We start from the raw sequence: 20,857 nt of genomic DNA, 5'->3' as shown, positions 1-20,857 counted from the left end.
GGCGGGCGACCGACACGACCGTGTCGTCCGACCCCGGACGTAGGACGACCCCCGCCAGGGGGGATTGGCGGGGGCCGTCGGGCGGTTCAGCCCCGGGGGGTCGAGCTGAACCCGCTCGGACCACGTCCGAGCTCGGTCAACTGTAGCCGGAACATGCCGGTCGCGCCCATACTCCGGCCGTGGCCTGCGCCGACCGGTACCGGCGGCGATGTCGCTCTCGACCCCGACGGGGTGAACTGCGCCACTGACCGGTGAGCCCGTCCGGGCGACCGTTCGCGTACGGTCGATTACTCTCCGCTGCTGGTCACCGGCGTGGTCGTACCCCCGGCCGGGCGGTGCGGGGACGGGCGGCGCCCACCGTGGGGCCGACGGTCGGCGGGATGTGGACGGAGCCGGGGACCGCGGACGAGCCGCGTCCCGGTTCGGGCAGGCTGGACGTCGTGCCCGAGTCCTCCACAGCCCCCGTCGCGCCGGACCGGACCGCCGGTGCCGCCGTCCCCCGGGCGGTGTTCCTCGATCTCGACAACACGATCATCGCCGGGTCGAGTGCGCTGGCGTTCGCGCGTCCGTTCGCCCGCGCCGGTCTGATCGACCGCGCGACCGTACTGCGCGGGGCGTGGGCCCAGCTGCTGCTCGTGCTCGCCGGCGCGGACGCGTCCACGATGGACACCCTGCGCCGGCGGATGGTGCTGGTCTGCCAGGGCTGGGAGGTGGCGCGGGTCCGTGCGATCGTCGCCGAGACGTTGCAGGAGATCGTGGGCCCGCTCGTCTACCCCGAGGCGGTCCGGCTGATCGAGCACCACCGCGCGCAGGGGGCGGAGATCGTGCTGCTGTCGGCGTCGGGGCTGGAGGTCGTCGAGCCGATCGCCGAGCTGGTCGGGATCACGCGCTTCCGGGCGACCCGGATGCACATCGAGGACGGCCGCTACGCCGGGGAGATCGCGTTCTACTGCTACGGCGAGGGCAAGGCCGTCGCTGCCCGGGAGATCGCCGAGGAGCTGGGACTCGACCTCGCGCGGTGCGCCGCCTACACCGACTCGATCACCGACCTGCCGCTGCTGGAGGCGGTCGGGCAGCCCTCCGTGGTGAACCCGGACCGTGAGCTGCGGGCGATCGCCCGTGAGCGGGGGTGGCCGGTGCTCGCGTTCGTGCGCACCGCCTCCCGCCGGGACCGGCTGTTCCGGCTGCGCGACCGGCTGTCCGACCGGTTCGCGGCCGGGGCCCGCGGTGGTGTCCACGCCGGGCGGGCGACCGAGGGGACCGGGGAGGACACCGGTGGGGCCGGTGCGGGCGGGCCGTGGCGGGACCCGGCGCTGCTCGGTGCGGCGGCGGTCGGCGGGGTGCTCGCGGCGCTGGTGGCGGGGGCGGCCGTCGCCCGGTCCGCCCGCGGTGGCCGCTGACGCGACGGCCGACCTGTGGGCAGGGCGTCGCCGGCCGCGCCGAGCGGCGCGCTGCCCGGCTCGTCCGGCACCCCCGCCCGTCCCCGCCGCGACCCCGCCGCGACCACCGCGGACCCGACCGCGTCGCGACCGTCGATCAGTACGCCGATGCTGTCCGGGCAGCCTGCGAGCACGCTCGTGTACTGATCGACACGCGGTGAGCGGACTGCCGGGGGGCGAGGCGCGGGACGGTGCGGAGCGCCCCGGGGACCGACCGTCGATCAGTACACGACTGCTGCCCGACCGCCGTCGGACAGCGCTGATGCACTGATCGACGGAGCCGTGCGGCTCGGTGGCGGAATCCGGCCGGTGCGGCGTGGCCGGCCGTGCCGGTGCGGGCGGTGGGGCCGGTCGTGCCGGTGCCGGTGGCGGGGTGGCCGTGCGGGCAGCGCGGTGGCGGTGCGGGTAGCGGGGCGGCGACCCGGCGCCGGCAGTGTCGGGCCGGAAAGCGGCCCGTATGCCGCGCGCGACCGCCGACCGGGCGTCGTCGTGCACCCACCCGGCGGCCGTCGACGGTCACCCTGTGCTGCTGAACCGGTGCATCCCGGTGCGAGGGTTGCCCGCATCACGTTCCGGGTCTACGAAGGAGGCACGGACCCCGGCCGGTCCAGGGGCGTCTCGGAGGAGAAGAGGCGTCTCCCCTGACCGGGCTCCGTACGTGGGAACCGGATCACGTCCACGCCGAGCACGCCGCGGGAGGCATGTCGTCGTGGGCCTGCGAACCGGGACGCCGGGCGCCGAGGCCGCACAACACGACACGTAGTGCACGCCAGGACGCCGGTTCCCACGTCGGGCCGGGTGGCGCCCCTCGGGGCACCACCCGGCTCTGTCGTGTCCGAGCCCGGCCGGAGTGCGGGAGCGCGGCCGGGGGTGCAGCGGCTCGGCCGGGGTGCAGCGGCTCGACCGAGGGCGCGAGGCCCGTGCCGAGTGCGGGGGCTCAGCCGGACTGCGCGGCGGCGATCGACAGGCCCTCCCGGCCGCCCGCCTCCCACTCCGCGCAGGTGTGGACGATCCAGCGGGCCAGACCGTCGGGCGTCCCGGACGCGAACGCCGCCGCGGCCTCCCGGTACTCCGCGGTGCGGCGCAGGAACCCCACCTCGGGCACCGACAGACCGCGCGGGTCCAGCCCGGTCGACATCGCGGTCAGCCGGGCCGCGGCCCGGGCCACGACGCCGTCGGCGGTGCCGAACGGGGCCAGGGTCAGCAGCTCGCCGTGCACGACGGCGACCAGCACCGGTGCCGGCACGGAGGTGCCCCCGCCGATCAGGTCGGCCAGCGCCGCGAGCCGTCCCGACGTCGCCGGGCGCGGCCTGCCCAGCACCTGCTCGTGCTCGGCGGCGGGCACGAGGTCGCCCGCGGCCAGCACGTGCAGCCGGGCGAGCCCCTGCAGCGGTGCGCGCCCCCAGGTGTCGAGGAGCTTCGCGCGCTCGTCGGCGATCCGGACGGCGCCTGCGAGGACCGGGTCCGAGACGTGGTCGGCGGTGACCGGCCGCAGCGGGGCACCGTCGACCGCGGCGGAGGAGCGGGCCGCGCGCAGGGCGGCCTCGGCCGCCGTCGCGGGCCAGCCGCGCCGGTTGACCGGCTGGTTGTGCACCTCGGTGGCCGCGTCGCGGGCGCGGGAGACCGCCTCGGGGACGCCGGGGAGGGCGGCGAGCGGGGCGAGCGGATCGGCTGCTGCGGGGCGGGCCATGGGCGTCATCGTCCCAACCCGTGGGTTACCGTCGGGTAGTACCCCTGCGGTGCGGACCGCTCGGCGACCGGTCGTGGTGATCCACCGACCGCCGGACGTCCGTCCGTCCACCGCCGAGGGTCTCGCGAACCCCCGTGACGCACCGGGGAGCGGGCCCCGACCTGCGCGGACGGTCAGGTGCAGCAGTCGTCTCCTGTCCGTACCTGTCCCGACAGACGGTGCACGGGCCACGACGTTTCACTAGCGTCGTACAGCACACGTGTGCGCACACCGAGTGCGACCGAGGCCGCCACACCGGCCCGAAGTGACCCGCCGCGTCGAGGAGGACACGAGGACATGGCCGAGTCCGAGAAGAGCTCTGCGCTCAGCGCACTCTCCACCGAGAGCCGGTCGTTCCCTCCGCCGGAGGAGTTCGCCGCGCAGGCGAACGCCACCGCCGAGTGGTACGACCGCGCCGATGCCGACCGCGAGGGCTTCTGGGCCGAGCAGGCGGACCGTCTGCACTGGACGACGAAGTGGGACCGGGTCCTCGACTGGGAGCCCCCCTTCGCGAAGTGGTTCGTCGGCGGCGAGCTCAACGTCGCCTACAACTGCGCCGACCGGCACGTCGAGGAGGGCAACGGCGACCGCGTCGCCATCCACTGGGAGGGCGAGCCCGGCGACTCCCGCACCATCACCTACGCCGACCTGCAGCGCGAGGTCTCCAAGACCGCGAACGCGCTGACCGAGCTGGGCGTCGGCAAGGGCGACCGGGTCGCCATCCAGCTGCCGATGATCCCCGAGGCCGTCTTCTCGATGCTGGCCTGCGCCCGCCTGGGCGCGCTGCACAGCGTCGTGTTCGGCGGGTTCTCCCCGGGCGCGCTCAAGGCGCGCATCGAGGACGCCGAGGCCAAGGTGCTGATCACCAGCGACGGCCAGTACCGCCGCGGCAAGCCGGCACCGATGAAGGAGAACACCGACGAGGCCGTCGAGGGCACCTCGATCGAGAAGGTCCTCGTCGTCAAGCGGACCGAGACCGACGTGCCGTGGACCGACGGCCGCGACGTGTGGTGGCACGACGCCGTCGACGGCGCGTCCGACCAGCACACCCCGGAGTCCTTCGACTCCGAGCACCCGCTGTTCATCCTCTACACCTCGGGCACCACCGGGAAGCCGAAGGGCATCCTGCACACCTCCGGCGGCTACCTCACGCAGTCCGCCTACACCCACAACGTGGTGTTCGACCACAAGCCGGGCGAGAGCGTCTACTGGTGCACCGCCGACATCGGCTGGGTCACCGGGCACACCTACATCGTCTACGGGCCGCTCGCGAACGGCGCCACGCAGGTGATCTACGAGGGGACGCCGAACACCCCGCACGAGGGCCGGCACTGGGAGATCGTCGACAAGTACAAGGTCTCGATCTACTACACCGCCCCGACGCTGATCCGCACGTTCATGAAGTGGGGCGAGGACATCCCCGCGAAGTACGACCTGTCCTCGCTGAAGGTGCTCGGCACGGTCGGCGAGCCGATCAACCCCGAGGCCTGGATGTGGTTCCGGGAGAAGATCGGCAAGGAGAACTGCCCGATCGTCGACACCTGGTGGCAGACCGAGACCGGCTCGCAGATGATCGCGCCGCTCCCGGGCGTCACCGCGACCAAGCCGGGCTCGGCCATGCGTGCGCTGCCGGGCATCTCCGCCACCGTCGTCGACGACACCGGCACCCCGGTCGGCAACGGCGAGGGCGGCTACCTGGTCCTCGACAAGCCGTGGCCGTCGATGCTGCGCGGCATCTGGGGCGACACCGAGCGCTACAAGGACACCTACTGGTCCCGCTTCGCCGAGCAGGGCTACTACTTCGCCGGTGACGGCGCCAAGTACGACGACGACGGCGCCATCTGGCTGCTCGGCCGCGTCGACGACGTCATGAACATCTCCGGGCACCGCATCTCGACCACCGAGGTGGAGTCGGCGCTGGTCAGCCACCCGACCGTCGCCGAGGCCGCGGTCGTGGGCGCCTCGGACGAGACCACCGGCCAGGGGATCGTCGCGTTCGTGATCCTGCGCGGGAGCGCGTCGAAGGACGAGGCGAAGGGCGAGGAGGCCATCAAGGCGCTCCGCGACCACGTCTCCAAGGAGATCGGCCCGATCGCCAAGCCGCGCCAGATCCTGGTCGTGGAGGAGCTGCCGAAGACCCGCTCCGGCAAGATCATGCGCCGCCTGCTGCGCGACGTCGCCGAGAACCGGGACGTCGGCGACGTCTCGACCCTCGCCGACTCGTCGGTGATGGACCTGATCTCGTCCGGCATGAGCGAGTCCAAGGAGGACTGACCCTCCGGTCCCGGCGGCCCGGGTCCCGTGCTCACCGCACGGGTCCCGGGGCCGATCGGCGACACTGGTCGGTGTGGACGACCCGATCGAGGTGCGGCGGGGCTTCGTCGTGCCCGCCCGCGAGCTGCACTGGCGGTTCTCCCGCGCCTCGGGGCCCGGCGGGCAGGGCGTCAACACCACCGACTCGCGGGTGGAGCTGTCCTTCGATCTCGCGGCCTCGCCGAGCGTCCCCGACGACCTGCGCGACCGCGCCCTGTCGCGGCTGGCGAACCGGCTCGTCGACGGCGTGCTGACCGTCGTCGCCTCCGAGCACCGCAGCCAGCTCCGCAACCGCGAGGCCGCCCGCGGGCGGCTCGCGACCCTGCTCGGCGAGGCGACCGCGGCGGGCCCGCGCACCCGTCGCCCGACCCGTCCGACGCGCGGTTCGCAGCGTCGCAGGCTCGACGCCAAGAACCGGCGCGGACAGATCAAGAAACTGCGCGGCCGCCCGGACGAGTGAGGCCGTGTCCCCGGCGTGGCGCAGCCGAGCGGGTCGCCGGGCCCCGTGGCACGATGGCGGCTCACCGAACGACGGCCGTCCGGGGGATCCCCAGCGCCCCGGGTAGGCGAGTGCACCAGCAGGAGGGAAGACGGTGGCCAGCAACAGCCAGTCGGGCAACGCGGAGGTTCCGCCGGTCCTGCCCTCGATCCCGCTCACGAACGAGCCGGGGCCGCGCGACGCGTCCCTCGGTGCCCTCGCGAAGGACGTCACCACCCACCTCTCCACCCTGGTCCGGTCGGAGGTGGAGCTCGCCAAGGCCGAGGTCACGGCCGAGGTGAAGAAGGGCGTGCAGGGCAGCGTCTTCTTCGTGATCGCCGCGGTGATCGGGCTGTTCAGCCTGTTCTACCTGTTCTTCACCCTGGCCGAGTTCCTGTCGCTGTGGCTCAACCGCGCCGCGGGCTTCGGGATCACGTTCCTGTTCATGCTGCTCGTCGCCGGCCTGTTCGGCTTCCTCGGCTACCTGCGGGTCCGCAAGATCCGCAAGCCCGAGCGCACCATCGACTCGCTCAAGGACTCCGCCCAGGTGCTCGCCCAGCGCGGTCACCGCAGCGACCGCGACAACGTCCGCGAGATCGCCGACGGCACCTCCGGGCGGCACGCCGCCGCGGGCTGACCCGGCGTGTCCGCGGCGACCGGTACCCCGCCCGACCCCTCGGTCGTCCGGGTGCCCGGCCCGTGGACGCACCGTGCGGTGTCGGCCAACGGCATCCGCATCCACCTCGCCGAGTACGGCCCGCCGACCGGCCCGCTGGTCGTGCTGCTGCACGGCTTCCCGGAGTTCTGGTGGACCTGGCGCCACCAGCTCCTCGCCCTCGGCGACGCCGGCTACCGGGTCGTCGCGCCCGACCTGCGCGGCTACGGCGACACCGACAAGACCCCCCGCGGCTACGACCTGTGGACCCTCGCCGGTGACTGCGCCGGGCTGATCCGGGCACTGGGGGAGCCGCGTGCCCACGTCGTCGGGCACGACTGGGGTGCCGCGATCGGCTGGACGGTGGCCACGCTGCACCCGCGGCTGGTCGTCTCGCTCACCGGGCTCGGGGCGCCGCACCCGGTCGTGATGCGCGACGCGGTGCTGCGCGACCCGCTCGGCCAGGGTCGCGCGAGCCGCTACATGGCCGGGTTCCAGCTGCCACGGCTGCCGGAGCGTTCCCTGCGTGCCGACGGCGGCGCCCGGGTCGGGCGGATCATGCGGGCCTGGGCGGGTCCGGAGTGGGTCGCCACCACCGACTTCGCCGACGCCGTCGCCCGCAACGCGGAGGCGATGCGGATCTCCACCGTCGCCCACTGCAGCCTCGAGTACTACCGCTGGTCGATGCGTTCCCAGGTGCGCCCCGACGGCCGCCGGTTCGCCCGCGAGCTCTCCCGGCCGGTCGGGGTGCCGGTGCTGCAGGTGCACGGCGCCGACGACCCGTGCGTGCTCGACACCACCATGCGCGGCGACGAGCGGTTCGCCGGCGCCGGGCTGACCCACCACACGCTCCCGGCCACCGGGCACTTCCCGCAGCAGGAGCACCCCACCCACGTCACCGCGCTGATCGGGGCCCACCTGCAACGCTGCGACGGCTGAGCGGACACCGGTTCCCCGTCGTCCGACGTGCACGGATACGCTCGGCCACCGTGCGGATCCTGATCGTGGGAAGCGGTGCGCGTGAGCACGCCATCGCCGTGGCTCTGGCGCAGGACCCGGAGGTGACGGCGCTGGCCGTCGCCCCCGGCAACGCGGGGACGGCCGCGGTGTCCGAGCAGCTCGGGCTCGACGTCACCGACAACGGCGCCGTCGTCGACCTGGCGCGGACCTGGCAGGCGGACCTCGTGGTCGTCGGGCCGGAGGGCCCGCTGGTCAACGGTGCGGCCGACGCGGTGCGCGAGGCCGGCATCCCCTGCTTCGGCCCGAGCGCCGAGGCGGCCCGGATCGAGGGGTCCAAGGCGTTCGCGAAGGCCGTCATGAGCGCGGCCGGGGTGCCGACGGCCTCGTCGGTCGTCGTCGACAACCCGGCGCACCTCGACACCGCGCTGTCGGTGTTCACCCCGCCCTACGTCGTCAAGGACGACGGACTGGCCGCGGGCAAGGGCGTCGTCGTGTCCGGCGACATCGAGGTGGCCCGCGCACACGCCCTCGGGCTGCTCGACGCCGGCCACCCGGCGCTGCTGGAGTCCTTCCTCGACGGGCCCGAGGCGTCGCTGTTCTGCCTCGTCGACGGCGCCACCGTCGTGCCGCTGCTGCCCGCGCAGGACTTCAAGCGCGTCGGCGACGACGACTCCGGCCCCAACACCGGCGGCATGGGCGCCTACTGCCCGCTGCCCTGGGCGGGCGAGGACCTCGCCGAGGAGCTGGTCGCCCGGGTCGTCGCGCCGGTCGCCGAGGAGATGGTGCGCCGCGGCACCCCGTTCACCGGGCTGCTCTACGCCGGTCTCGCGCTGACCTCGCAGGGCCCCGCGGTCATCGAGTTCAACTGCCGCTTCGGGGACCCGGAGACCCAGGCCGTGCTGGCGCTGCTGCGCACCCCGCTGTCGCAGCTGCTGCTCGCCACCGCGACCGGCACCCTCGCCGACCAGCCCGCGATCGAGTGGGCCGACGGGTCGGCGGTGACGGTCGTCGTCGCCGCGGAGGGCTACCCGGCCACCCCGCGGCTCGGTGACGTCATCACCGGCGCCGAGGGGGAGGGCGTGCTGCACGCCGGTACCCGTCGCCGCGAGGACGGCGCGGTCGTCTCCTCCGGTGGGCGCGTCCTGTCGGTCGTGGGCACCGGCTCCGACCTCGCCGCCGCCCGGGCCGAGGCCTACGCCCGGCTGGAGCCGGTCCGCCTCGCGGGCTCGCACCACCGCACCGACATCGGGCTGAAGGCCGAGCGCGGAGAGGTCAGCGTGCCCGTCGCGCAGGCCTGATGTTGCGCGGGTGTTACCGCCGTATGGCGTAACCCCAATAGTCCGAATGGCCTGACCTGGCCCTTCGTTCCCGGTTGTTCGATGATCATGAAGAGCCGGTAAAACCGGACACCAGGGTTTGATCTCCACCGGTCCGTCGAGGAATCGTCCTGTGGCACAGGGACACAGCCCGTGTCCCTGAACCACAGGAGGATCACCATGGCCCACGCTCCCCAGCAGGCCCGTCGTCGTCGCGCCCTCGCCCTCGTGGGTGGCGTCGTCGCCGCGCCGCTCGCCGCCCTGGCGCTCACCGGCACCGCGCAGGCGGCCGAGCTGACCCCGGTCGCCGAGTACCTCGACGACACCGTCGCCGACACCGACGCGCAGATCGGCGCCGTCGTCGACGCCCTGGGCTTCGAGGCCGAGTGACACCGGGCGGGCCCCGCGCCCGCTCCGGTTCGTGACCGACCGCGCGCCCGGGAGTGGGCTCCCGCCCGGGCGCGCGGTCCGGTCCCGTGCGGGGCCGCCGCCTAGGCTCGGCGGCGTGACCCGCCTGACCGTCGCCGCCCGTGCCGCCGTCGCCCCGTTCCACGTCATGGACGTCTGGGCGGCCGCCGCCGAACGGGCCCGCACCCACGGCGACCTGATCAACCTGTCGGCCGGGCAGCCGTCGACCCCGGCGCCGGAACCCGTGCGCGCGGCCGCCGTCGCCGCGGTGCAGTCGGAGGTGCTCGGCTACACCGTCGCCCCCGGCATCGCGGAGCTGCGCGAGGCCGTCGCGGGGCACTACCGGCGCACCCGGGAGCTGGAGGTCGACCCGGGCGACGTCGTGCTCACCACCGGGTCCTCCGGCGGGTTCCTGCTGGCCTTCCTCGCCGCGTTCGACGCGGGTGACCGCGTCGCCATGGCCCGCCCCGGCTACCCCTGCTACCGCAACATCCTCGCCGCGCTGGGCTGCGAGGTCGTCGAGCTGCCGTGCGGGCCGGCGACCCGGTTCCAGCCCACCGTGGAGATGCTGGAGGCGCTCGACGAGCCGGTGAAGGGCCTGATCGTGGCCAGCCCGGCGAACCCCACCGGCACCGTCCTCGACCCCGCCGAGCTGGCGGCACTCGCGTCGTACTGCGAGGAGCAGGGCATCCAGCTCGTCAGCGACGAGATTTACCACGGCATCACGTTCCCGGGCAGTCCCGCGACGAGCAGCGCCTGGGAGACCTCGCGGGAGGCCGTGCTGGTCAACTCGTTCTCGAAGTACTTCTCGATGACCGGCTGGCGGCTCGGCTGGCTGGTGTGCCCGCCGCGGCTGCGCCGCACCGTGGAGGGGCTGGCCGGCAACTTCACCGTCTGCCCGCCCGCGCTGCCCCAGCACGCGGCGCTCGCCGCGTTCGACGAGGCGAGCTACGCCGAGGCCGACTCCCACGTCGTGCGCTACGGCCGCAACCGGGACCTGCTGCTCGACGGCCTGCGCGGGCTCGGGATCACCCGGCTCGCGCCCGCCGACGGCGCGTTCTACGTCTACGCCGACATCGCGCACCTGCTGCGGGAGGGCGAGGACTCGATGGCCCTGACCTACCGGTTGCTCGCCGACACCGGTATCGCCGTCGCACCGGGACAGGACTTCGACCCGGTCGACGGCGGCGCCTACATCCGCTTCTCCGGCGCCGGGACGCCCGAGGGCATCACCGAGGCGCTGGAGCGGCTGCGGGCCTGGGTCTGAGCGGGCCTCAGAGCACCAGCTCGGGCTTCACCGCCGTCGCCGTCCACACCCGCTTGCGGTACGCCGCGAACGTCGCCAGCGCCAGCGCCCCCACGAACCAGGCCAGCAGCACCGGCACCGCCGTCCCGACGACACCGGCCAGCTCACCGCCGTACATCAGGTGGCGCAGCGCGTCGACGGCGTAGCCCATCGGCATCACGTGGTGCACCGGGTAGAGCGGCCCGGGGATGGTCTGCCACGGGAACGTGCCGCCTGCCGAGACGAGCTGCAGCACCATCAGGACCAGCCCGAGGAACTGCCCGACCGCGCCGAGCAGGGCGTTGAGGGCGTGCACGATCGCGGTGAACGTCATCGAGGTCAGCCACAGCAGCGCCAGCGTCGCGAACGGGTGCACCGGGATGATCCCCAGCAGCAGCGACACCACCGCGTACATGCCGGTGACCTGCATGACTCCCAGCAGGCCGGCCGGGATCCAGCCGCCCAGCGCGATCCGCAGCGGGCTCTGCCCGGCCGCGATCGCCCGTCGGGACAGGGGCTGGACCAGCAGGAACAGCACGTAGCCGCCGATCCAGGTGGCGAGTGCCATGAAGAACGGGGCCAGCCCGGCGCCGTAGGTGTCGGCCTGGGAGTAGGCGACGTCGCGGGTGGCGACGGGGTCGCCGATGTTCGCGGCGGTGGCCTCCCGGACGCCCGGGGCCGGGTTCGGGATGTCGTCCAGGCCCGAGGCCAGGCCGTCGTGCAGCTGCGTCGCGCCGGTGGCGAGCTCACCGGTGCCCGAGTCGAGCCGGCGCGCCCCGTCGGCGAGCCGGTCGGTCCCGTCGACCGCGGTGCGCTCCCCGTCGGCGAGCCGGTCCGCCCCGGTCCGCAGCGCCGTGGCGCCGGTGGACAGCTGCGTGGCGCCGTCGGAGAGCCTCCGGACGCCGCCGGACAGCTCGGTCGCGCCGTCGCGCAGGGTCCCGGCGCCGTCGGCGGCGCTCGCGATGCCCTGGCTGAGCTGCGGGGCCGACGCGGCGAGCTGCTCGGCGCCGTCGGCGACCTGCCCCGCGCCGGAACCGAGGCGGTCGAGCCGGCCGGACACCTGCTGGACGCGGGCGTTGCCGTCGACCAGCGGCTGCTTCGCGGTCGCCAGCGCGGCCAGGGCCTGCTGCACCTGCTCGTCGGTGAACCCGCGCTCGCGCAGGCCCGCCGCGATGGTGCCGTCGGCGGCGTCGAGCTGGTCGGCCAGCCGGGCACTCTCCTGCGCGACCCGGTCCCCGGCCGCGGCCAGCTGCGCATTGCCGTCGGCGACCTGGCGGGCGCCGTCGGCGAGGCGCCGCGACTGCGCGGGCAGGTCGGCGGTGGCCTGGCGCAGGGTGCCCAGCCCGGTCGCGAGCTCCCCGGCGCCCGCGGACAGCCGGTCCGCGCCGGACGCGGCGGTGCCCGCCCCGGTGGCGAGGGTCCCGGCCCCGGTCGCGAGCTCGCCCGCGCCGCCGGAGAGCTGCTGGGCGCCGTCGAGGAGCGTGCGCTGGCCGGTCGCCAGCTCACCGGCGCCGGACGCCAGCCGGGCGGCCCCGTCGTGGGCGGTGGCCGCGCCGTCGGCGAGCCTCCCGGCGCCGTCCGCGGCCTCCTGGGTCCTGGTGTGGATGGTGGAGAAGCCGGTGAGGAACCGGTCCGCCGCCTGCGTCCCGACCTCCTTGGCGACCGACTCGCGGACCCGGGTGGTGAGGGTGTCGGCGATCGTGCGGGCCAGGTAGTTGTTGGCGTCGTTGGTGGTGAGCACGAGGATCCCCTGGCGCGGGGTGAACTCGCCGGAGGACTGCAGGGCCGCGGTGAAGTCGCGCGGGATCGTCACGGCGAAGGTGTAGACGTTGTCGCGCACACCGCGGTCGGCCTCGGCGGCCGAGACCCGGTGGAAGTCGAACGAGCCGGAGTCGGTCAGCTCCGTCGCGACGTCCTGGCCGACGTTCTGTGCCTTCCCGTCGGCGTCGGTGCCGCCCGCGTCGTCGACGACGAGTGCGGCGGGCACCTGGTCCAGGCGGGAGTAGGGGTCGCCGTTGGCGTAGAGGTAGAAGCCCGCGTAGAGCATCGGGATCATCAGCAGCGCGAGCACGGCCAGGACCGGCAGGCGCCCGGCGGTGATCCGCCGCAGCTCGCTGATCGCCATCCGGATCGCGCTCATGAGGTCCGCTCCGTGCTCTCGTCGCCGTCGGTGGTCCCGGGGGTGAGGTCGGGCCCGGGCAGGATCGCCGTACCCGCGTCCTGCGGTGGCTCCCCGGTGCCGGGCGGCGGAGCGTCCGCGGTCCCGGCGGGGCGGCGGCGCAGCAGGCGCCGGGTCCAGCCCTGGGGCAGGTCGTCGGCCCCCTGCGGCGCGACGACGGTCAGCGGCCCCGTCGGGTCCTCGGGCCTGCTGTGCCGCCCGGGCGGCTCCGGCAGCGCGCCGGCGTCGCCGCCACCGAGCCGCACCGCGGGCACCCCCAGCAGCGCCGCCGACCCCTCGGTGCAGGTCACGACGACGGCGAACCCGGCGCGGGCGTGCTCGGAGGCCACCTGCCACCAGGTCACCGGGGTGCCGCCGTGTCGGTCCGGCGCCGTCAGCACGAGCACCCGCACCCCGGGCCGGGACGCTGCCAGCGCGGTCATCAGCCCGATCCGCACGGGCGCGGGCACGTCCTCGAACCGCGAGCGCACCCAGCTCTGCGCGCCCCGCGCGCCCAGCCACTCGGTCACCGCCCGCGGGGTGGTGCCGCGACCGGCCATCGCCAGCTCCTCGCCGACGACGGTCCGCAGCGGCAGCACCGGCTCCGGCTCGCTGACCCCGGGCGTGTCGACGACGGCGACGGCGCGGCGCAGGCGGCGCGGGTCGTCGTCGCCGTCGAGGGTGACGGTGCCGTGGTCGGGCCGCATCCGCCCGGCCAGCGCCAGGGCCAGCGCGGTGTGCCCGGAGCCGGGGGTGCCCGCGACCAGCAGCACCGAGCCGGGGACGGCGCGCAGCGAGGTCGGCGCGAGCAGCACCCCGTGGGTGCCGTCGACGGCGACGCCCTCGGCGACGAGGGCGGCCTCGGGGGCGGGGGCGCCCCCGGGGACGGCGGCGGTCTCGGTATCGGGGGCGGGCGAGGGGGCGGAGCTGGTCATGACGGTCCTGCTGTCCTGGGCGCCCCGGGCCGCACGACACCCGGCGATCGCGGGTCCGCGCAGCTCACCGGCACCGGTCGTGGGTCGGAGCCACCGGCGCCCGGCGGTGCGTACGCACGGGCGCGACGGCGGCGGAAGCCTAGGCCGACGCCTGCTCCGGCGTCCGGCCGTCGCCCAGTGTGGACCCGATCGTGCGGGCCGACTTGACCTCGGACGACAGTGAGTTGACCCGGCGCGACACTGTGACGGCGGCGACGAGGGACGCCCGGGGCGCCCGGCCCGGGTGCCGCGGGCACGTCCGGCGCCGGGGCCGCAGGCGGCCCGGAGCGCCGGCGGAGGGCGGCGCGGGGTGGGACCGGGGACTCAGCCGCCGAGGGCGGTGCGGGGCAGCGGCGCAGGGCCGCCGGGGGAGCCGGTGCTGGACGGGCCGACCTCGCCGATCCGGTCCAGCGCCGCCCTGATGTGCTTGTCGCCGACGTCGCGGTGGGTCATCAGCCGCAGCTTGCCCGCGATGGCGCCGGCGCGGACACCGGCCTCGGCGAACGCGGCGATCGTGCCGCGCACGTCGGCCACGTCCACCAGCACGATGTTGGTCTGCGGCTCGCGGACCCGCCAGCCGCGCTCGCGCAGTCCGGCGGCGAGCCGCGTCGCGAGGTCGTGGTCCTCGGCGAGCCGGTCGACGTCCTCCAGCGCGACGAGGCCGGCCGCGGCCAGCACCCCGCCCTGCCGGACGCCGCCGCCGAGCATCTTGCGCAGCCGCCGGGCGTGCTCGACGAACTCCGCCGACCCCGCGACGACCGACCCGACCGGCGCGCCGAGCCCCTTGGACAGGCACACCGCGACCGTGTCGGCGCCGACGGTCAGCGCGCCCGGCGGGACCCCGAGCGCGACGGCAGCGTTCCACAGCCGGGCGCCGTCGAGGTGCACCGAGAGCCGGGCGGCCCGCGCCGCGGCGGCGACGGAGGCGTGCTCCTCCGGTGCGGTCACGGTGCCGCCCGCGGAGTTGTGGGTGTTCTCCAGGCACAGCAGCACCGGGCGCAGGGAGGCGTAGAAGCCGTCGTCGGCGGCGGCCCGGCGCACGGCGGACGCGGTGACCTTGCCGGGTCCCGCGTCGTGCGGCAGCGGCCGCGGCATCCCGCCGGCCAGCCACGCGGCCGTGCCCAGTTCGAAGTCGAGCACGTGCGCGCCCTGGGGGGCGAGGAAGGAGTCGCCGCGGCCGAGCCGGCTCATCAGCGCGATGAGGTTCGCCATCGAGCCGGTGGGCGTCCACAGCGCGTCGGCGGCGCCGAGCAGGCCGGCGACCCGTTCCTCCAGCTCGCGCATGGTGGGGTCGCCGTCGAGCACGTCGTCGCCGACCTCGGCCTCGGCCATCGCCCGGCGCATCGCCTCGGTCGGCAGCGTGACGGTGTCCGATCGCAGGTCGACGGGCTCGCCGGGGGCCGGGGCGGCCGCTGCCCCGCGCGCACCACCGCGCGGTGACCAGCGGCTTCTGGGTGACGGACGCACACCACCAGTGTGTTCCATCGCGGCGGCGGTGAGAACGGCAGGGTCACGAAACGGTCACGGTCACCCCGTCCGACCTGGGCGTCGAGTCCGGTATCTCACTCGTCCGGACGGGTCCCGTCTTGGCACTATGTGGCGATGGCGGCCCCGAAGCAGACCGAGAAGGGTGAGCGTCGCCGCGCCCTGCTCGTCGCGGCGGCCGCGGAGCTGCTCGCCGAGAGCGGGTTCGACGCGATCCGCCACCGTGCCGTCGCCGAGCGCGCCGGGGTGCCGCTGGCGGCCACGACCTACTACTTCTCCTCGCTGGAGGACCTGGTGTCCGCCGCGCTCGACCGGCTCGCGCACACCGAGCTGGCCGACGCCCACGACTGCCTCGCCCGGCGCGACGACCCGGCCGAGATCGTGCTCGACCTGCTCCTCGGGCCGCGCTCGCGCACCGGCGGCCTCGACGCCGTCCTGGGCCGGTTCGAGCGGCTGATCGGGTCCGGCCGGCGCCCGTTCCTGGCCGGGCTGCTGCGCGCCCAGCGCGTCGAGTTCGACGCCCTGCTCGACGAGGCCCTCACCCGCGCGACCGGCCGTCGACCGGGGCCGGGGGAGGTGCGCAGGCTCACCGCGCTCGTCGACGGCGTCGTGCTCACCGCGCTGATCGAGGCCGACCCCGACCCGCGCGCGGTCGGCCGGGAGGCGCTGCGCGAGGTGCTGGAGTCCCTGCCCCGGGTGTGAGGCCGCGCTCCCGCCGGTCACAGGGCCCCCACCAGCCATTATCATCGCGCCACGTGATTCCCAACGTGCTGGCCGCGCGCTACGCGAGCCCCGAGCTGGTCCGCCTCTGGTCTCCGGAGTACAAGATCCAGCTGGAGCGACGGCTGTGGATCGCGGTGCTCCGCGCCCAGCGCGACCTCGGCATCGAGGTGCCGTCGTCGGTCGTCGACGACTACGAGGCCGTCGTCGAACAGGTCGACCTGGGCTCGATCGCCGCCCGCGAGCGCGTCACCCGGCACGACGTGAAGGCCCGCATCGAGGAGTTCAACGCCCTCGCCGGCCACGAGCACGTGCACAAGGGCATGACCAGCCGCGACCTCACCGAGAACGTGGAGCAGCTGCAGATCCGGCTGTCGCTGGAGCTCGTCGCCGACCGGACCGTCGCGGTGCTGGCGCGGCTCGGGCGTCGCGCGTCGGAGTACGCCGAGCTGGTCATGGCCGGGCGCAGCCACAACGTCGCCGCGCAGACCACCACCCTGGGCAAGCGGTTCGCCTCCGCCGCCGACGAGCTGCTCGTCGCGCACGCCCGCCTGGAGGACCTGCGCTCGCGCTACCCGCTGCGCGGCATCAAGGGCCCGATGGGCACCAGCCAGGACATGCTCGACCTGCTCGACGGCGATGCCGCGAAGCTGGACGAGCTGGAGCAGCGCGTCGCCACCCACCTGGGGTTCGCCGAGGCGTTCACCAGCGTCGGGCAGGTCTACCCGCGCTCGCTCGACCACGACGTCGTCACCGCGCTGGTGCAGCTGGCGGCGGCGCCGTCGTCGCTGGCCACGACGATCCGGCTGATGGCGGGCGCCGAGCTCGCCACCGAGGGCTTCGCCCCCGGCCAGGTCGGGTCGTCCGCCATGCCGCACAAGATGAACGCGCGTTCCGCGGAACGCATCAACGGCCTCATGGTGATCCTGCGCGGCCTGTCGGTCATGACCGCCGAGCTCGCCGGCTCCCAGTGGAACGAGGGCGACGTCTCCTGCTCGGTGGTGCGCCGCGTCGCGCTGCCGGACGCGTTCTTCGCCCTCGACGGCCTCTACGAGACCACGCTGACCGTGCTCGACGAGTTCGGCGCCTACCCGGCCGTGATCGCCCGCGAGCTCGACCGCTACCTGCCCTTCCTCACCACGACCGCCGTGCTGATGGCCGCCGTCCGCGCCGGGGTCGGCCGGGAGACCGCGCACGAGGTCATCAAGGAGCACGCGGTCGCCGTCGCACTGGCGATGCGCGAGCAGGGCCAGGCCGACAACGACCTGCTCCAGCGGCTGGCCGGCGACGACCGGCTCGGCCTGCCCGCCGGCACGCTGGACCGGCTGCTGGAGGACCCGCTGCGCTTCACCGGCGCCGCGTCCGCGCAGGTGGCCACGGTGACGGAGAAGATCGCCGCGATCACCGCGAAGCACCCCGAGGCCGCCGCCTACACCCCCGGAGGGATCCTGTGAGGCTCGTCCACTCCGGCAAGGTCCGCGAGCTCTACCTCGACGAGTCCCGCGACCCGGCCCAGCTGCTGCTCGTGGCCTCGGACCGGCTCTCGATCTACGACGTCGTGCTCCCGACGCCCGTCCCGGACAAGGGCGCGATCCTCACCGCGCTGTCGCTGTACTGGTTCGAGCGCACCGGCGACCTCGTGCCCAACCACGTCATCGGCACCGACGACATCCCCGCCGGGTTCGCCGGGCGCGCCGTCCGCTGCCGTCCGCTGGAGATGCTGCCGGTCGAGTGCATCGCCCGCGGCTACCTCACCGGGCTCGGGCTGAAGGAGTACCAGCGCACCGGCGCCGTCTCCGGCGTCACGCTGCCCGCCGGCCTGGTCGAGGGCTCGAAGCTCCCCGAGCCGATCTTCACCCCGACCACCAAGGCGCCGGTCGGTGAGCACGACGAGTTCATGACCTTCGACGACGTCGTGGCGCAGCTGGGCGCCGACACCGCGACCCGGCTGCGGGACCTGACCCTGGAGGTCTACCGGCGCGGCGCGGAGTCCGCGGCCGAGGGCGGGATCATCGTCGCCGACACCAAGCTGGAGTTCGGCCGGGACACCTCCGGCGAGATCGTCCTCGGTGACGAGGTGCTCACCCCGGACTCGTCGCGGTTCTGGCCCGCCGACTCCTACGAGCCCGGCCGGGTGCAGTTCTCCTTCGACAAGCAGTACGTCCGCGACTGGTCCGCCGGGCTGGACTGGGACCGCACCGCCCCCGGCCCCGAGGTCCCCGACGAGGTCGTGAAGGTCGTCCACGACCGCTACGCCGAGGTCTACCGCCGCATCACCGGCACCGCCTGGACCTCACCCACCGCCTGACCCGCCGCGGCCACACCCCTCGTCGGCCCCCACACCCCTCGCGACGGGTGTGGACGTCGGACGAGGGGTGTGGACGTCGGGTGTGATCGGCCCGTCGGTGGGGCCGGCCGTGCGGCAGGCCCTTCCGCGCCGAATCCGCTCACCGGGTGAGCGAGTTCTCGGCCGACGACGGCGGACCGTGGGATGGCCGTCCGGGCGACGGTCCGACCCGAGCGCCCGCCCTCTGGGATCCGCTTACCGGGTAAGCGGATCGGCGGAAGGGCAGAAGCTCGATGTGACGGCGCAGTGTGCTCCCGCGCGCCGAGCCGGCGACGACGCCTCCTCGGAACCGGGTGGATGGCGGGCCTCGTCCGATCACGCCGAGCGGTGCGAGGACTCGCTCCGCTCACCGGGCACCTTCGCCGCCGTCCGACGTCGTCGGTGGGTCAGCCGGGGCCGAGGGCGTCCAGCAGGGCCTGGGCGGTCGGGGCGTCGGTCACCAGGCGGTTGAACAGGCCCGCCCGCGCCCCGCCGACGATGCTCGGCACCTTCTCCTCCCCGACGGCGACGGCGATCGTCCGCGGCACCCGTCGCAGCTGCTCCGGGGAGATCCGCACCATCCGGTCGCTGCCCGGGAAGGCGATCGGGCGGCCGTCGGCGCGGTAGAAGTTCAGGCAGACGTCGCCGACGCCGTCCTGGAGGCCCTCGTCGTCGAGCGGGACCGAGGTCGAGATCGACGCGCGGCCCGCGGGCGGGGCGCCGACGCCGACCAGCGCGGCCTGTGCGCGCATCCAGAACCCGGTGACCCGCCGGAACTCCGGGTCCTCGGCGAGCGTGCGGCTCATCGCCGGTGACGGCATGGCCTGGGTGAACAGGAAGTGCGGGCGTCCGTGTCCGCGTTCGGCGACCGACCGGACGATCTCGTTGGTCTGGTGCCACGCCTCGGGTTCGGCGACCCCGCCGACGGTCGGCACGATCTCGCAGCCGGCCAGCGCGGGCAGCGCGGTGTGGCTGAGCTCCCACACGGTGCGCCCGGAGGAGACGAGCAGGACGTCACCGGCGCGCAGCCCGGCCTCCCGCAGCGCCTCGCCGACCGGCTCGGCGAGCGACTGACCGAGGTCGGTGGCGGGGCGCGGGGCCAGCCACACGCGGTCCAGCCCGAGCGCGGCGGCGAGCCGGGGTGCGTCGTCGCCACCGGTGTGCAGCGAGTCCGGGTCGTGCACGGTGATCTGCACGATCCCGACCCGGCGGGCCTCGGCGAGCAGCCGGGAGACGGTCGGACGCGACACGGTGAGCCGGTCGGCGATCGCGGCCTGGTTGAGCTCGTCGACGTAGTACAGCCGCGCGGCCCGGTGCATCAGCCCCAGGTCGCGCCGGGAGACGTCGTGCGGCGCCATCGCCACCTCCTCCGCCGGTCCGGATCGGTACCAGTCAAGCGTACTGCACGTTTGTTCAAGTCGGAACCGATGTGTTGACGGATGTTCACACTGGAACGCATGCTCAACGCCAGTCGCATGCAGCACCCCGCATGGCACCAACGGAGGTTTCGCCGTGGGAGAGAACATCCCGACCCGGATGCAGGCGGTCGTCGTGCACGGCCCCGAGGACTACCGGCTGGAGGAGGTGGACGTCCCCCGGCCCGGCCCCGGCGAGCTGCTGATGCAGGTCGAGGCCGTCGGCGTGTGTGCCAGCGACCTGAAGTGCTACCACGGCGCCGCGAAGTTCTGGGGCGACGACAACCGGCCCGCCTGGGCCCAGACCGGTGTCACGCCCGGTCACGAGTTCGTCGGCCGGATCGTCTCCGGTGACGACGAGGGCCTCGCCCTGCACGGCGTGTCCGTCGGCGACCGCGTCGCCTGCGAGCAGATCGTCCCGTGCGAGCAGTGCCGCTACTGCCTGCGCGGCCAGTACTGGATGTGCGGGCCGCACGACATGTTCGGCTTCCGGAACTTCGACGGCGCGATGGCCCAGTACATGCTGGTCCCGACGCGCGCCCGGGTGCACCGTGTCTCGCCGGACCTGGAACCGCAGCACGCCGCGTTCGCCGAGCCCCTGTCCTGCGCGCTGCACGCCGTCGAGCGGGGCACCATCGGGTTCGACGACGTCGTGGTCGTCGCCGGGTGCGGCCCGATCGGCCTCGGCCTGATCGCCGGCGCCCGCGCGAAGAACCCGCGGCTGCTGATCGCGCTCGACCTCGACGACGAGAAGCTGGAGCTCGGCCGCCGCACCGGCGCCGACCTCACGATCAACATCGCCCGCGAGGACGCCGTCGCGAAGGTCAAGGAACTCACCGACGGCTACGGCGCCGACGTCTACCTGGAGGGCTCCGGCGCCGTCCCGGCCGTCGCGCAGGGGCTCAACCTGCTGCGCAAGCTCGGCACCTACGTCGAGTACTCGGTCTTCGGGTCCGAGGTCACCGTGGACTGGTCGATCATCTCCGACGACAAGGAGCTCGACGTCCGCGGCGCCCACCTCGGCCCGCACTGCTGGCCCGCCGCGATCAAGATGCTGGAGGACGGCAAGCTCCCGATCTCCGACATCTGCACCCACCAGGTGCCGCTCGCGGAGTTCCAGAAGGCCCTCGACCTCGTCGGCGACACCTCCGGTGCGTCGGTCAAGGTCTCGATCCTCCCGAACGCCTGAGGGGGTC

The 20,857-nt window shown here is 74.6% G+C and carries 17 protein-coding genes; 12 read left to right on the top strand and 5 right to left on the bottom strand.

The window, feature by feature from the left end:
* Positions 1-380 precede the first annotated feature (380 nt).
* Positions 381-1,400: an HAD family phosphatase gene (locus ND486_RS05155; protein WP_251783074.1), complete on the top strand. Its 1,020-nt coding sequence runs from the start codon at positions 381-383 to the stop codon at positions 1,398-1,400.
* A gap of 976 nt (positions 1,401-2,376) precedes the next feature.
* On the opposite strand, the gene ND486_RS05150 is transcribed toward ND486_RS05155, so the two are convergent.
* Positions 2,377-3,129 (bottom strand): oxidoreductase, encoded by a 753-nt coding sequence (locus ND486_RS05150; protein ID WP_208823431.1) that lies wholly within the window; start codon positions 3,127-3,129, stop codon positions 2,377-2,379.
* Positions 3,130-3,465: 336 nt separating this feature from the next.
* Here ND486_RS05150 and acs point away from each other — a divergent pair, with 336 nt between their 5' ends.
* The 7 genes from acs (at position 3,466) to ND486_RS05115 (ending at position 10,565) form a co-directional block, all read left to right on the top strand.
* Complete coding sequence (gene acs / locus ND486_RS05145) at positions 3,466-5,442, top strand: acetate--CoA ligase (RefSeq protein WP_208823434.1); 1,977 nt, start codon at positions 3,466-3,468, stop codon at positions 5,440-5,442.
* A 73-nt stretch (positions 5,443-5,515) separates the two neighbouring features.
* Positions 5,516-5,941 (top strand): alternative ribosome rescue aminoacyl-tRNA hydrolase ArfB, encoded by a 426-nt coding sequence (gene arfB / locus ND486_RS05140; protein WP_062399635.1) that lies wholly within the window; start codon positions 5,516-5,518, stop codon positions 5,939-5,941.
* Between the two features lie 133 nt (positions 5,942-6,074).
* Positions 6,075-6,596 (top strand): phage holin family protein, encoded by a 522-nt coding sequence (locus ND486_RS05135; RefSeq protein WP_251783073.1) that lies wholly within the window; start codon positions 6,075-6,077, stop codon positions 6,594-6,596.
* A gap of 6 nt (positions 6,597-6,602) precedes the next feature.
* The gene (locus ND486_RS05130) at positions 6,603-7,553 is read left to right on the top strand and encodes an alpha/beta fold hydrolase (protein ID WP_224403772.1); all 951 of its coding nucleotides are present in this window, start codon (positions 6,603-6,605) and stop codon (positions 7,551-7,553) included.
* Positions 7,554-7,603: 50 nt separating this feature from the next.
* Entirely contained in the window at positions 7,604-8,872 is a 1,269-nt protein-coding gene (gene purD, locus ND486_RS05125; RefSeq protein WP_251783072.1) for a phosphoribosylamine--glycine ligase, read from the top strand.
* A gap of 198 nt (positions 8,873-9,070) precedes the next feature.
* Positions 9,071-9,280: a hypothetical protein gene (locus ND486_RS05120; RefSeq protein WP_139282823.1), complete on the top strand. Its 210-nt coding sequence runs from the start codon at positions 9,071-9,073 to the stop codon at positions 9,278-9,280.
* 166 nt (positions 9,281-9,446) lie between these two features.
* Entirely contained in the window at positions 9,447-10,565 is a 1,119-nt protein-coding gene (locus ND486_RS05115; RefSeq protein ID WP_251783673.1) for an aminotransferase class I/II-fold pyridoxal phosphate-dependent enzyme, read from the top strand.
* Positions 10,566-10,572: 7 nt separating this feature from the next.
* On the opposite strand, the gene ND486_RS05110 is transcribed toward ND486_RS05115, so the two are convergent.
* The 3 genes from ND486_RS05110 to ND486_RS05100 all read right to left on the bottom strand — a co-directional run bounded on the left by ND486_RS05110 (position 10,573) and on the right by ND486_RS05100 (position 15,095).
* Positions 10,573-12,723, bottom strand: a complete 2,151-nt coding sequence (locus ND486_RS05110; protein WP_251783071.1) for a YhgE/Pip domain-containing protein — start codon at positions 12,721-12,723, stop codon at positions 10,573-10,575.
* A complete protein-coding gene (locus tag ND486_RS05105; protein WP_251783070.1) occupies positions 12,720-13,676 on the bottom strand; it encodes an ATP-binding cassette domain-containing protein in 957 nt (318 codons plus the stop codon). Before ND486_RS05105 ends, ND486_RS05110 begins: the two co-directional genes overlap by 4 nt.
* Before the next feature lie 363 nt (positions 13,677-14,039).
* Positions 14,040-15,095 carry a low specificity L-threonine aldolase gene (locus tag ND486_RS05100; protein WP_285898348.1) on the bottom strand — a complete coding sequence of 352 codons (1,056 nt, stop codon included), beginning with the start codon at positions 15,093-15,095 and terminating at the stop codon, positions 14,040-14,042.
* A gap of 222 nt (positions 15,096-15,317) precedes the next feature.
* Here ND486_RS05100 and ND486_RS05095 point away from each other — a divergent pair, with 222 nt between their 5' ends.
* The 3 genes from ND486_RS05095 to ND486_RS05085 are packed head-to-tail and all read left to right on the top strand — an operon-like array spanning position 15,318 to position 18,228.
* Positions 15,318-15,902 (top strand): TetR/AcrR family transcriptional regulator, encoded by a 585-nt coding sequence (locus ND486_RS05095; RefSeq protein WP_251783069.1) that lies wholly within the window; start codon positions 15,318-15,320, stop codon positions 15,900-15,902.
* 53 nt (positions 15,903-15,955) lie between these two features.
* On the top strand, positions 15,956-17,374 hold the full coding sequence (purB, locus tag ND486_RS05090; RefSeq protein ID WP_251783068.1) for an adenylosuccinate lyase: 1,419 nt from the start codon (positions 15,956-15,958) through the stop codon (positions 17,372-17,374).
* Positions 17,371-18,228, top strand: coding sequence for a phosphoribosylaminoimidazolesuccinocarboxamide synthase (locus tag ND486_RS05085; RefSeq protein WP_251783067.1), 858 nt, complete (start codon positions 17,371-17,373; stop codon positions 18,226-18,228). The genes purB and ND486_RS05085 overlap by 4 nt, the downstream gene beginning before the upstream one ends.
* Positions 18,229-18,653: 425 nt before the next feature.
* Here the strand turns inward: ND486_RS05085 and ND486_RS05080 are convergent, their stop codons facing one another.
* Entirely contained in the window at positions 18,654-19,604 is a 951-nt protein-coding gene (locus tag ND486_RS05080) for a sugar-binding transcriptional regulator (protein ID WP_062404069.1), read from the bottom strand.
* A gap of 154 nt (positions 19,605-19,758) precedes the next feature.
* On the opposite strand from ND486_RS05080, the gene ND486_RS05075 reads away from it, so the two are divergent.
* Positions 19,759-20,850: an alcohol dehydrogenase catalytic domain-containing protein gene (locus ND486_RS05075; RefSeq protein ID WP_208820587.1), complete on the top strand. Its 1,092-nt coding sequence runs from the start codon at positions 19,759-19,761 to the stop codon at positions 20,848-20,850.
* Positions 20,851-20,857 lie beyond the last annotated feature (7 nt).

Origin of the sequence: Pseudonocardia sp. DR1-2, assembly GCF_023717215.1 — a bacterium.
In the GTDB taxonomy this organism is placed as follows: Bacteria; Actinomycetota; Actinomycetes; order Mycobacteriales; family Pseudonocardiaceae; genus Pseudonocardia; species Pseudonocardia alni.
The sequence above is the reverse complement of the archived record's forward strand: the minus strand, read 5'-3'. Positions and strand labels throughout refer to the sequence as shown.

Bases quoted from the DNA above. Each gene is read 5' to 3' on its own strand.
- ND486_RS05155 (WP_251783074.1), top strand. From the start codon at position 381: ATGTGGACGGAGCCGGGGACCGCGGACGAGCCGCGTCCCGGTTCGGGC.
- ND486_RS05150 (WP_208823431.1), bottom strand. From the start codon at position 3,129: ATGGCCCGCCCCGCAGCAGCCGATCCGCTCGCCCCGCTCGCCGCCCTC.
- acs (WP_208823434.1), top strand. From the start codon at position 3,466: ATGGCCGAGTCCGAGAAGAGCTCTGCGCTCAGCGCACTCTCCACCGAG.
- ND486_RS05120 (WP_139282823.1), top strand. From the start codon at position 9,071: ATGGCCCACGCTCCCCAGCAGGCCCGTCGTCGTCGCGCCCTCGCCCTC.
- ND486_RS05115 (WP_251783673.1), top strand. From the start codon at position 9,447: ATGGACGTCTGGGCGGCCGCCGCCGAACGGGCCCGCACCCACGGCGAC.
- ND486_RS05110 (WP_251783071.1), bottom strand. From the start codon at position 12,723: ATGAGCGCGATCCGGATGGCGATCAGCGAGCTGCGGCGGATCACCGCC.
- ND486_RS05105 (WP_251783070.1), bottom strand. From the start codon at position 13,676: ATGACCAGCTCCGCCCCCTCGCCCGCCCCCGATACCGAGACCGCCGCC.
- ND486_RS05095 (WP_251783069.1), top strand. From the start codon at position 15,318: ATGGCGGCCCCGAAGCAGACCGAGAAGGGTGAGCGTCGCCGCGCCCTG.
- ND486_RS05080 (WP_062404069.1), bottom strand. From the start codon at position 19,604: ATGGCGCCGCACGACGTCTCCCGGCGCGACCTGGGGCTGATGCACCGG.